The sequence below is a fragment of the Streptococcus sanguinis genome, from assembly GCF_050223295.1.
GTDB classification, from domain to species: domain Bacteria; phylum Bacillota; class Bacilli; order Lactobacillales; family Streptococcaceae; genus Streptococcus; species Streptococcus sanguinis_X.
This window is the reverse complement of the sequence record NZ_CP071424.1, coordinates 451,324-464,340: the sequence shown is the minus strand read 5'-3', so window position 1 is coordinate 464,340 and position 13,017 is coordinate 451,324. Positions and strand designations below refer to the sequence as shown.

Here is a 13,017-nt window from a genome sequence, read left to right as displayed (position 1 = left end):
TTTTCACAGCGTTTTCGGTTTATTTTCTTGTTACTATTTGATATCGGTATTCAATTTTCAATGGACAAGTTCTTTATCTAGTCAAACTAGATAATGGAGCCTAGCGGGATCGAACCGCTGACCTCCTGCGTGCAAAGCAGGCGCTCTCCCAGCTGAGCTAAGGCCCCACATAGCCCTCTCAAAACTAAACAAGACTCAAGTGCATTCCGTGTGTCCTTACGGACTCCTTAGAAAGGAGGTGATCCAGCCGCACCTTCCGATACGGCTACCTTGTTACGACTTCACCCCAATCATCTATCCCACCTTAGGCGGCTGGCTCCTTACGGTTACCTCACCGACTTCGGGTGTTACAAACTCTCGTGGTGTGACGGGCGGTGTGTACAAGGCCCGGGAACGTATTCACCGCGGCGTGCTGATCCGCGATTACTAGCGATTCCGACTTCATGTAGGCGAGTTGCAGCCTACAATCCGAACTGAGACTGGCTTTCAGAGATTAGCTTGCCGTCACCGGCTTGCGACTCGTTGTACCAGCCATTGTAGCACGTGTGTAGCCCAGGTCATAAGGGGCATGATGATTTGACGTCATCCCCACCTTCCTCCGGTTTATTACCGGCAGTCTCGCTAGAGTGCCCAACTGAATGATGGCAACTAACAATAGGGGTTGCGCTCGTTGCGGGACTTAACCCAACATCTCACGACACGAGCTGACGACAACCATGCACCACCTGTCACCTCTGTCCCGAAGGAAAACTCTATCTCTAGAGCGGTCAGAGGGATGTCAAGACCTGGTAAGGTTCTTCGCGTTGCTTCGAATTAAACCACATGCTCCACCGCTTGTGCGGGCCCCCGTCAATTCCTTTGAGTTTCAACCTTGCGGTCGTACTCCCCAGGCGGAGTGCTTAATGCGTTAGCTGCGGCACTAAGCCCCGGAAAGGGCCTAACACCTAGCACTCATCGTTTACGGCGTGGACTACCAGGGTATCTAATCCTGTTTGCTCCCCACGCTTTCGAGCCTCAGCGTCAGTTACAGACCAGAGAGCCGCTTTCGCCACCGGTGTTCCTCCATATATCTACGCATTTCACCGCTACACATGGAATTCCACTCTCCCCTTCTGCACTCAAGTTAAACAGTTTCCAAAGCATACTATGGTTAAGCCACAGCCTTTAACTTCAGACTTATCTAACCGCCTGCGCTCGCTTTACGCCCAATAAATCCGGACAACGCTCGGGACCTACGTATTACCGCGGCTGCTGGCACGTAGTTAGCCGTCCCTTTCTGGTAAGATACCGTCACAGTGTGAACTTTCCACTCTCACACCCGTTCTTCTCTTACAACAGAGCTTTACGATCCGAAAACCTTCTTCACTCACGCGGCGTTGCTCGGTCAGGGTTCCCCCCATTGCCGAAGATTCCCTACTGCTGCCTCCCGTAGGAGTCTGGGCCGTGTCTCAGTCCCAGTGTGGCCGATCACCCTCTCAGGTCGGCTATGTATCGTCGCCTTGGTGAGCCGTTACCTCACCAACTAGCTAATACAACGCAGGTCCATCTGGTAGTGATGCAATTGCATCTTTCAATTAATTATCATGCAATAATCAATTTCATGCGGTATTAGCTATCGTTTCCAATAGTTATCCCCCGCTACCAGGCAGGTTACCTACGCGTTACTCACCCGTTCGCAACTCATCCAAGAAGAGCAAGCTCCTCTCTTCAGCGTTCTACTTGCATGTATTAGGCACGCCGCCAGCGTTCGTCCTGAGCCAGGATCAAACTCTCATTAAAAAGTTTGAGTTCGCACTCATTACTGTCCACTGACAGATTTATTTTCGTTTTTTTTGACAGGTTACATATCTCTATGTCACCCTGCACTTGGTTCGTCTTGTTCAGTTTTCAAAGGGCTTTGTCTTTCGCGACAACTATATTAGTATATCACCCAACCACACTCCCTGTCAATACCTTTTTCCAATTTTTTTAAAAAAATTATTGTTTTTAAATTGGTTGATAGTTTTACATACCTTTGAGGCTAGTAAATTGACCTACATTCTTTCTTTTTAAAGGTGAAAAAATGCCCTTTCGGGCATTTTTTCTATTTTTGTTCTTGTTTATACTTTTCGAGTTCAGCTTTATTAGCCCAGACGTAGTGTCCCGGACGAATCTCTGCCATTTCTGGTTTATCAACAGAATAATCGTGCTGTTCAGGATCATAGACCTTCAACACTTTTTTACGCTCCAAGATTGGGTCTGGAATTGGAACAGCTGAGAGCAGGGATTGTGTATAAGGGTGGACAGGATGGTTGAACAATTCCTCTGTCTCTGCCACTTCTACAATGACACCTTTGTAAATCACGGCGATACGATCAGAAATAAAACGAACTACCGAAAGGTCATGGGCAATAAACAGATAGGTCAAGCCAAGCTCTTTTTGAAATTTTTTCAAAAGATTCAAAACTTGAGCCCGAACAGATACGTCCAAGGCAGAAATCGGCTCATCTGCAATTACGAAGTCTGGTTGCATGACCAGAGCACGAGCAATCCCAATCCGCTGACGCTGTCCACCAGAGAATTCGTGAGGATAGCGAGTTAAATGCTCAGCTAACAAGCCAACTTCATTGATGATATCTTTGACTTTTCTTTGACGATCTTCTTCGCTATCAAACAAATGGTAATTATAGAGACCCTCAGATATGATATAGTCAACCGTTGCACGTTCATTCAGACTGGCAGCCGGGTCTTGGAAAATCATCTGAATCTTGCGAATCAAGTCCGCTTCTTCTGCTTTTGACTTTTTACCATTAATCTTTTTGCCTTCATAGAAGATATCACCTGCACTGGTATCATTAAGGCCAATAATAGCTCGACCAATAGTAGTCTTACCAGAGCCTGACTCTCCTACAAGAGAGAAAGTTTCTCCCTTATTGATGAAGAAATTTGCATTTTTAACTGCCACAAATTTCTTACTTCCTTCGCCGAAGGAAATTTCTAAATCTTTAATTTCAACTAATTTTTCAGTCATTTCCTTCCTCCTAAGCTTCTAATTGATTGAAGCCCATTTTTGAACGAATTTTTTCATGCAGATTTTCGATGATCTCTGGTTTATCAACCTTAGGTGCATCTTCGTGCAGCAGCCAAGTCTTAGCCCAATGAGTATCTGAAACATTGAAAGCTGGTGCTTCTTCTTCAAAGTCAATTGACATGGCATAGTCAGACCGCAAAGCAAAGGCATCCCCTTTAATTGGTGAATAAAGTGACGGCGGAGTTCCAGGAATCGAGTAGAGCGCACCATTCGCATCTGCCAACTGAGGCAAGCTGGATAGCAAGCTCCATGTGTAAGGATGTTTTGGCTCGTAAAAGATTTCTTCAACAGTACCGTATTCTACAATTTCACCGGCATACATGACCGCAACCTTATCTGCAATACTAGCCACAACACCAAGGTCGTGCGTAATAAAGATGGTTGTGAAATGATATTCTTGCTGCAAAGATTTGAGCAAGTCAATAATCTGCGCTTGAATCGTTACATCGAGGGCCGTTGTCGGCTCATCACAGATAAGAATATCAGGACGGCAAGCCAAAGCAATAGCAATAACAATCCGCTGACGCATACCACCCGAGTATTGGAAAGGATATTCTTCGAAACGTTTTTCCGCATCTGGAATCCCGACCTTGCTCATGTAATCAATGGCCATTTTTTTAGCTTCTTTGGCTGATTTTCCCTGGTGCTTGATAATGACTTCTGTAATCTGGCTTCCAATAGTATTAATGGGATCCAAGCTCGTCATCGGATCTTGGAAGATAGTCGCAATTTTTGCACCGCGAATTGGCTCCCAGTCCTTATTACTACGAAGAGTTGTCAAATCTTTGCCGCGGTAGTCAATGGTTCCTTTAGCTACACGGCCGTTTTCTTCTAACATACCAGTAAAAGTCTTGGTCAATACAGACTTACCTGAACCTGATTCACCAACAATAGCCAGAACTTCGCCTTCAATCAAGTCCAGAGAGACTCCACGAATGGCGGTTAAGACACGATCGCGAACATCGAATTCCACGACAATATCGCGAGCAGTCAATATTACATTTTCATTCTTTGTCATATTTACTCCTATCTATGTGTACGTGGATCGCTGGCGTCGGCTAAGTTTTGACCAACTACGAAGAAAGTAAGGGATACCAAAATCAGAGTTGTAAGTGGAATCCAAAAGAGGTAGGCATTTGTCGTCACGTTTTGTGAATAATCCGAAATCAAGCGTCCCAAACTTGGCACTGTTACAGGAAGCCCTAATCCAAAGAAGGACAGAAAGGCTTCGTAAGAGATAAAGCTTGGCAACATTTGTGAAGTGGTGGTCACGATAACAGATACCAACTGCGGCATAATGTTCTTCGTTACAATCTTGAGGGTCGGTGTACCAAGGGTACGAGAGGCAAGGTTATATTCCAAATCCCGATAGCGCATAATCTGCACACGGATGGTGTAGGCAATACCGACCCAACCAGTAATCGTCATGGCAAAAATCAAATTCCAGAAACCAGCACCGATAGAGTAAGTCAAGACGATGACAATCAAGAGGGCTGGGATATTTGAAATGATATTGTAGATTTCCATCATGACACGGTCAACTGTTTTGGAAATTCCCCAGATACCGCCAATGATAACTCCGATAGCCAGATTAATAACCGTCGCAATAATCGAAATGAGAATAGAGTTACGGGCACCAAACCAAACACCGTCAAAGAGAGACTTACCATTACTATCCGTTCCAAACCAGTATTGAGCACTTGGTTTGATATAACGCATGCTAAAGTCATTTACCTTGCTCACGTCATTAAAGTCGAAGTTTGAAAACATAGGATAAATGAAACTCATAAGAATAATGGCAATCAGAATCCCGAGCATGGTAATGGTTGATTTCTTTTTCAGAAATTGACGCATGACTGATTTCCAGTAAGAATAGGCTGGAGCATCAATCGTTTCAGAGGCAAAATCGTCACGTTTGACAAATTGGAATTTGCTTTTATCAATTGTAGCCATTATTTACCTCCTTTTGATGTTAACTTAATACGTGGGTCCAGTACAGTCATCAGAATGTCACCCAGCAAGAGAGCAAAGATAGACAGACATGTGAAGATGAATACAAGACCAACAACCATAGAGTTATTGGATGCCTTGACGGAATCAATCAGCATCTTACCCATACCAGGGAAAGCAAAGACTGTTTCTGTCAAGGTCGCACCTGCAATAACACCAACGATAGAAGCTGGGATACTAGATACCAGCGGCACCATAGCGTTTTTAAAGATGTGCTTGTTAGAAATTTCTTTTTCAGAGAGTCCCTTTGCACGCGCAAAGCGGACAAAGTCCTGAGACTGCAGGTCAATCATATACCGGCGAATCCAAACTGCTGTCCAAGGAGCACTCAAAAGCCCTAAAATGACAGCTGGCAGAACATAAGAACGCCAATCTCCCGCACCCAAGATTGGGAAGGAATCTGGAAGACCAACAGCAGACCCCGCCAAACGGACAATGTAAACCAAGGCAATGGTTGGCAGTGACATCATAAAGGTCAAGCCCGCTGTAGAAATGCTATCAAACCATGTATTCTTGAGTCGAGCCATGTAGGAACCGAGTGGAATAGCAATCAGATAAGACAGAGCCACACCAATCAAACCGATAATGGCTGAGCTGGTAATCATGGATGGATTTTGATAGTTGCTTTGAGTCGCTGTATAGGCATCTCCCTTACCAAACTTAGCAATGTCCTGTGAATCGGCTTTGCTTGGCGTCTTGTAAGTACGAGAATAAATATTAACAGACGATGTCTTTTTACCAGTTGGGAATTGAACTTCAGAAGACTTAGTTTGTCCTTGTCCCTGTGTAATAACCTGCAGAACAGGGATATTGGCATAGGTTGGATAAGAATTCCCTAAATTAAAGGTAATAAAGTTCTGGTGGACAAATGGGAACTGACCGTTAAAGTACAGCAGATACTTATGCTTGGTACCAGAACCTACAAGAGACCAACCAACAGAAGGATCATTTTCAAACCGGATATAACGCTCTAGGTTCGGATTTTCCTCATCTTGAATAACATTTGGATGGTCAATTTGAATCAAATTAGCATAGAACTCAAAGACACGTTCATAAACAGGTACTTCACGTACAGCATAGAATTCTCCGCTCAGTGGGAATTTCTGCAATTTCCAGCCATTACCAAGTTTATCAATATACTTCTGATAAATCTTCTCGTTTGCTTCAGTAGCTTCTGTGGTAACAGAAGAATCTTCCTTGCTGGCTTTCTCCTGCAGTTCCTTGGTATCATAATAGTCAATGTAACCCATCCGCTCAAAGATGGTGTTTTCATAGTTAGCTTTTTTATCTTTATTGGTCGCTATTTTATTATAGTTGGGATCCTGCTTGAAAATCAACCTTCTTGGCACCATAGTATAGATAATGGCATAAGTCAGGGTCGTCACCAAGAAAATCGACACAATTGAGCGTAAGATACGCATAAAAATATATTTTTTCATTTATCGTTTCCTTTAAATTCCAAAAGAACTTTCTCCTCTATTAGAGAAAGTTCTCTTAGCAAGCTTATTTCACGTGGTCTGCTAATTCTTCTTGAGCTTTTTTATTAGATTCCGCACGTTCTTTATTCCATTTTTCCTGAGCGCTATTATAATCTTTTGTCGTTACAGTCTCATCCTGTAATTTCATGTACTTATAACTTGCTGCTTCACGCGCCTTAGCACCAGACCAAGCAAACGGTGCTGAGAATGGTACTACCTTAGTCAAGGTTGGACGGCCTGTTCTAGAAGTTACCGGAATCAACAAAGCACTATCAGTTAGCCAAGCCTGAGCTGCCGCATATTTTTCATAGCGCTTGTTCAAATCTTGCTTTTCTGCACCCGCTTCGTCCACCAACTTGGTATATTCATCCAAACCAACTTGTTTCGCTGCGGCATTATCTGTGCCATCAAATCCTAAGAAGGTCTTGGTATTTTCACCACCAGGTTTGATGATATCAAGATAAGTAGATGGATCTTGATAGTCCGGAGTCCAGCCGACATTGTCTGAAATATCCCAGTCTTCTTCAGCAGCAGAAGGTGCAAATAAGGTAATGTTGGTCACTTCATCTTTAGACAATTGGTGAACATCAATCACAACATTATCTTTTCCTAAGGTCTTTTCAATAGACTGCTTGAGGGATTGAACACGTTGTACTTTAGAAGTAGCTGTTTGATCAACCGGAATGTCCAGATGGATTGGGAATTCTACGCCATCGGCTTTCAAAGCTTCTTTTGCTTTAGCAAATTCAGCCTTGGCTTTGTTCTCGTTATAGAGACCATCTTGACCATCTGAGAAGTCAACATCTTTCCATTCGTCGCCATAAGTTACTACTTTTTCCTTAACTAGGTCACCGAAGGACTTGTCACCAGCCTGCACAAATGTAGGTGGGATGTAAAGGTTACGAAGAAGTTTGTCTGCTCCGTCCTTACCATTAATCTGAGATGCATAAGACTCACGATTGAAAGCAAAGGTCAAAGCCTGACGGAAGTCCTTGTTAAGCAAGGCTTTCTTAGTTGAAGTCTTTTGAGCTTCTGACGTCTTAGCAGTATGGTTGTAAGACTGACGATCAATGTTTGTGCCTACCAAGAAAGTTGAGGCATCCTGAGGTGTATAGACGATATTATCTTTAAAGTCTTTTTCAACCTTTTCATAAGTCGCACTAGTTGGGAAGAGTCTAGCTGTTGTCAGAGCCCCTTGACTGAACTGATCAGCTAGTTTCCCTTGATCTTGTCCATCATAGAAAGAGAGTTTCACTGCATCTACGTGAACATTTTCTTTGTCCCAATAATTAGGATTCTTCTCAAATTGGATTTCCGATTTTGAAGTCAATGATTTGAGCAAGAAAGGTCCGTTATAAAGCAAGCTTGTTGGATCGGTTGCTTGAGCGAACTTATCTCCTTTGTTTTCCAAAAAGTCTTTGTTTACTGGGTAGAGAATTCCCATTGTCGTCTTAGAATTCCAGAAGCTTTCTGGCTCATTAAGAGTATATTCAACGGTATGATCATCAACTGCTTTAATCCCTACTTCTGAGAAATCAATCTTCCCAGAAATATAGTCCTTAAGCCCTTTGACAGAATCCTGAACCAAGTAGATTGTTTCAGATTTATTGTCTGCTGCATACTTAAGACCTGTAACAAAGTCTTCTGCTGTCACATCTGCGTACTCTTCACCTTCGGAAGTATACCACTTAGCGTCTTTGCGAAGCTTATAAGTATAAGTTTTTCCATCTGGTGATACAGTCCATTCCTCTGCCATTGAAGGAACCAAGTTCCCATATTGGTCGTTTTCTAAAAGACCGTCAATGACATTGGCTGTCAAGTCTGTTGTAGCAGCCTTACTTGAAGTGAGATAGTTCAAGTTTTCAGGATCTGTCTCGTAAATATAATTAAAGGTGTTAGAAGAGTCTGAGCTGCCTGACTTTGTGTTTGGCTTAGAGCCAGAGCAAGCCGCAAGAAAGCCAGCTGCAAGAAGAGTAACTCCTGCTAGCGCAAGGACTTTGCTTTGTTTCATATGGGTTTCTCCATCTTTTAGATTTTTAGATTTAATTAAGATTATAGCATAGATAGTACTAAAAGTAAAATAAATTTTCAGAATATTAAGTTAGCTCACTAACACCCTCAGATGTTTATGCAATTGGTTTTCTCGGATGTTGGTTATATAGGACTAGACAAGCTCAACCTCGCCCATTCCGCCTTCAAAATCATCAAAAATCCCACTGTTGTTACAATGGGATTTTTTTGCTTTATTTGATATGTTCTGCGAGTTCTTTTTGAGCTTTTTTGTTGGATTCTTCCTTTTCTTTTGCCCATTTTTCACGAGCTTTCTCATATTCTTTAGTCGTTATTGGTTTATCTTGGATTTCAACATATTTAAAGCTGTATTCACCCTTGTTTCCAGTCCAAGCAAATGGTCCTGAGAATGGAACAACCTTACGGACACTTGGTGTTGCACCAGATGACCAAGCTGGCATCAACAGAGCACTGTCTGTCAGCCAAGCCTGAGCTGCAGCATATTTTTCGTAACGTTTGTTAATATCCTCGTTTTCCGCAGCTGCGTCTTCCAAGAGCTTGTCATACTCTTCAAAGCCGGCCTCTTTAGCTGCTGCATTATCTGTTCCAGGGTCAAAACCAAAGTAGCTGTCAACATTCTCACCAGTCTTAGAGCCAGTGATTTCCAGATAAGAAGATGGATCGTTATAATCTGGACTCCAGCCAAGATTATTATTCAAATCCCAGTCTTCTTGAGATGCCGAGGTCGCAAAGTAGGTGATGTTATTCAACTCATCATCTGTCATCTGCTGAATATCAATCACCACATTGTCAGAGCCAAGATTAGCTTCGATAGACTGCTTCAGTGACTGAACACTCTTAACGCCATTGGTATCTGCTGAGCTAACCGGAATATCCAGATGGATTGGGAATTCCACTCCCTCTGCCTGCAGCGCTTCTTTGGCTTTGGCAAATTCTGCCTTGGCTTTTTCTGGATTATAAAGACCATCCTGAGCGTCGTCTAATTTGACTTCCTTCCACTCATCACCGTAGCTAGCCAGATTTTCTTCTACAATGCTGCCGAACTCTTTGCCATTAGCTTGAACAAAGGTTGGCGGAACAAAGGTATTACGAAGTTGCTTGTCTGCTGCCTCTTCGCCATTGGTTTGTGCAGAATAGGCAGTACGGTCAAAGGCAAAAAGCAGAGCCTGACGGAAATCTTTATTGAGCAGTGCTTTCTTAGTGGAAGATTTCTGTGCATCCGTTGTCTTGGAGGTATGCTCGTAAGACTGACGGTCAATATTAGTTGTAACGACGAAGGTTCCTGAACCTTGAGGAGTGTAGACGATATTGTCGCCGTACTGTTTCTTCACACTGGCAAAGTTGGAGCTATTTGGGAAAAGACGAGCGATGGTATAATTGCCGTCAGAGAAGCCACGCACCAGAGATTCTGTATCTTGACCATCATAGTAAGAGAATTTGACAGTATCAATTTTCACCTTTTCCTTATCCCAATAGTTAGGATTCTTCTCTAAGCTAATTTGAGATTTCGAGGTGATAGATTTCAAGATAAACGGACCGTTATAGAGAACACTGGTTGGATCTGTCCCCTGAGCAAATTTGTCACCCTTTGATTTCAGAAATTCTTCATTGATTGGGAAAAGAATCCCCATGGTTGTCTTAGAATTCCAGAAACTTTCTGGCTGATTCAAAGTATACTGAACAGTAGAATCATCCACCGCCTTAACACCAACTTGGGAGAAGTCAGTTATTTTACCATTAACATAGTCGTCCAAGCCTTTAATGGATTTTTGAACGATATAGAGACCATCAGCCTTGCTGTCTGCAGCATGCTTCAGACTGGTCACAAAATCCTTAGCAGTCACATCTGCATATTCTTCACCATCAGAAGTATACCATTTCACTCCCTTACGAAGCTTATAAGTATAGGTCAGACCATCTTTTGAAACGGTCCAATCTTCTGCTAGAGAAGGCACTAAGTTACCATACTTATCACTTTCCAGCAAACCATCCACTACATTAGCCATAATCTCATTGGTTGCCCGTTTATTGGACACAGTGTAATCCAGCGTATCTGGATCTGCCGTATAAACATAACTATAGTTTTTCCCAGATGAATTGGAGCCGCCAAACGAACAGGCAGCCAAAATTCCTGCAGAGAGAATGACAAGCCCAGCAGCTGCAGCTAACTTAGATGTTTTCATAAACTTCCTCCAGTTTTCATTAAGATTACTTTCATTATAGCACTTCTGCGACAGGATGTAAACGCTTCAATGCGATGAAGGCCGATATAAAAAAAGAGAGAACAAAAATGTTCTCTCAACTAAACAACTTGATTCAAGACAGCTAGCAAAGGGGCAAACTTTTGCTGTTCAGAATCTTATTTGATATGTTTTTCTAGCTCTTCTTGGGCTTTTTTATTGGATGCTTCCTTTTCTTTTTCCCATTTCTTAAGAGCAGCTTCGTAGTCTTTAGCTGTCACAATATCATTATGGAGCTCCATGTTCTTAAAGACATAGGCATCTCCTTTAATTCCGACATAAGAGTAAGACTTGGTAAATGGCACAACCTTCTGAACGACTGGTGAACCACCACCAGAAACACTAGGAATAACAATGGAGCTATCCGTCAACCAAGCCTGAGCTGCTGCGTACTTGGTGTAACGAGCATCTGTATCTTGTTTTTCTTGATCAGCTTCATCCAGCAAAGCCTTGTATTCATTCAAGCCAACCTTATTTGCCACATCAGCATTTTTCCCTTTTTCTATACCAATATTATCTGCAGCATCACCTGTTTCAGGGTTAAAGATATTCAGATAAGTTGATGGATCTTGGTAGTCTGCTGACCAGCCAGAAATGTTGAGATCGTAGTCTTTCTGAGCTGCTGTTTCTGCAAAGTAGGCAGAATTATCAAAGTCATCTGTTGACATTTGCTGAACATCAATAACGACATTTTCTTGGCCAAGCGCTGATTCGACAGACTGTTTGAAGGAGTTCGTCCGTTGTACCAAAACCTTGTCAGACTGATCGACAGAGACGTCAATATGGATTGGGAATTCTACACCTTCAGCTTGCAAGGTTTCTTTTGCCTTGGCAAATTCCGCCTTGGCTTTATCAGCATTGTAGATACTATCCTGAGCATCCGCCAGCTTAATGCCATTCCACTCATCTCCATAAGATGAAAGTTGGCTCTCTACTACATCAGAGAAGTCCTTACCGTCCACCTGCACAAAGCTAGGAGGAACAAGCAAGCTACGGATGAGTTTAGTCGCTCCATCTTTACCATTCATCTGAGCTCCAAAAGATGTCCGGTCAAAGGCAAAGTTAATCGCCTGACGGAAGTCTTTATTTTGAATAGCAGCTGTAGTTGATGCCTTTTGAGCATCTGATGTCTTAGACGAATGATTATAAGTCTTACGATTCAGATTGAAGCTAAAGAAATAGCTAGTTGAGTTCTGTGGTGTGTAGATAATATTATCTTTGTACTGCTTTTCAACAGAAGCGTAGTTAGAACTTGTCGGATAAAGCCGTGCTTGAGAATAGGCTCCGTCTGAGAAGTTGCGGATCAAGGATTCCTGATCTGAACCATCAAAATAAGTCAGTTTTATATTTTCAACCTTGACATTGTCCTTATCCCAGTAGTTCTGGTTTTTAGCATATTCAATGACAGACTTAGAAGTAAAAGCCTTCAGAATATAAGGACCATTATAAAGAATGGAAGAAGGTTTTACAGTACCAAAATCTTTTCCTTTTGATTCCAAGAATTCTTTGTTAATCGGAAAGAGAATCCCCATAGTCGTCTTAGAATTCCAATAACTTTCTGGCTGGTTAAGAGTGTACTCGACCGTATAGTCATCGACAGCCTTGACGCCAACCGTTGAAAAGTCATTTGACTCACCCTTGACATAGGCATCCAAGCCTTTGATAGAGCTTTGAACAATTGGAAGAGCTTCTGATTTTTCATCTGCCGCATGCTTCAAACCAGTGACAAAGTCCTGGGCTTTGACACTTTCATATTCCTCTCCATCTGAAGTGTACCATTTAGCATCTTTACGAAGCTTATAGGTATAGGTCAGACCATCCTTTGAAACCGTCCAGTCTTCCGCAATAGATGGAACCAGATTACCATACTTGTCATTTTCCAAAAGACCATCAACCAGATTTGAAGCCACATCAGAAGTCGTTCCCCGATTGGAGTTTACATAGTCCAAGGTATCAGGATCAGCAATATAAACATAAGAGTATGTATTGCTGGCACTGGAGCTTCCACAAGCAGCTAAAATCAGTGTTGACACGACTGTCAGTCCAGTAATGGCCAACCATTTAGATTTTTTCATGAGCATTCTCCTTCTCAATTTATATTGTATTATTATACAATATTTTTTTATAAAAACAAATGCTTTATGTAGAAAAATAATAATTTTCTATTTTTCAGCTTGTATATCTGTAT

7 protein-coding genes, 1 tRNA gene and 1 rRNA gene are annotated in these 13,017 nt (G+C 42.3%); all 9 read right to left on the bottom strand.

Annotation, left to right across the window (positions count from 1 at the left end):
- Positions 1 to 94: 94 nt before the first annotated feature.
- The 9 genes from J1C77_RS02435 to J1C77_RS02395 all read right to left on the bottom strand — a co-directional run bounded on the left by J1C77_RS02435 (position 95) and on the right by J1C77_RS02395 (position 12,904).
- Positions 95 to 167, bottom strand: a tRNA-Ala gene (locus tag J1C77_RS02435).
- Positions 168 to 231: 64 nt separating this feature from the next.
- A 16S ribosomal RNA gene (locus J1C77_RS02430) occupies positions 232 to 1,779 on the bottom strand.
- Between the two features lie 304 nt (positions 1,780 to 2,083).
- Positions 2,084 to 3,010 (bottom strand): ATP-binding cassette domain-containing protein, encoded by a 927-nt coding sequence (locus tag J1C77_RS02425; protein ID WP_002922228.1) that lies wholly within the window; start codon positions 3,008 to 3,010, stop codon positions 2,084 to 2,086.
- Between the two features lie 10 nt (positions 3,011 to 3,020).
- Positions 3,021 to 4,088, bottom strand: a complete 1,068-nt coding sequence (locus J1C77_RS02420; RefSeq protein ID WP_002898856.1) for an ABC transporter ATP-binding protein — start codon at positions 4,086 to 4,088, stop codon at positions 3,021 to 3,023.
- An 8-nt stretch (positions 4,089 to 4,096) separates the two neighbouring features.
- The gene (gene oppC / locus J1C77_RS02415; RefSeq protein ID WP_002898857.1) at positions 4,097 to 5,023 is read right to left on the bottom strand and encodes an oligopeptide ABC transporter permease OppC; all 927 of its coding nucleotides are present in this window, start codon (positions 5,021 to 5,023) and stop codon (positions 4,097 to 4,099) included.
- Positions 5,023 to 6,519 carry an ABC transporter permease gene (locus J1C77_RS02410; RefSeq protein WP_002911777.1) on the bottom strand — a complete coding sequence of 499 codons (1,497 nt, stop codon included), beginning with the start codon at positions 6,517 to 6,519 and terminating at the stop codon, positions 5,023 to 5,025. Before J1C77_RS02410 ends, oppC begins: the two co-directional genes overlap by 1 nt.
- Positions 6,520 to 6,583: 64 nt before the next feature.
- A complete protein-coding gene (locus tag J1C77_RS02405) occupies positions 6,584 to 8,569 on the bottom strand; it encodes a peptide ABC transporter substrate-binding protein (protein ID WP_002922229.1) in 1,986 nt (661 codons plus the stop codon).
- A 232-nt stretch (positions 8,570 to 8,801) separates the two neighbouring features.
- Complete coding sequence (locus J1C77_RS02400) at positions 8,802 to 10,772, bottom strand: peptide ABC transporter substrate-binding protein (RefSeq protein WP_002922231.1); 1,971 nt, start codon at positions 10,770 to 10,772, stop codon at positions 8,802 to 8,804.
- Between the two features lie 176 nt (positions 10,773 to 10,948).
- On the bottom strand, positions 10,949 to 12,904 hold the full coding sequence (locus J1C77_RS02395) for a peptide ABC transporter substrate-binding protein (protein WP_042762998.1): 1,956 nt from the start codon (positions 12,902 to 12,904) through the stop codon (positions 10,949 to 10,951).
- Between the last annotated feature and the right edge of the window lie 113 nt (positions 12,905 to 13,017).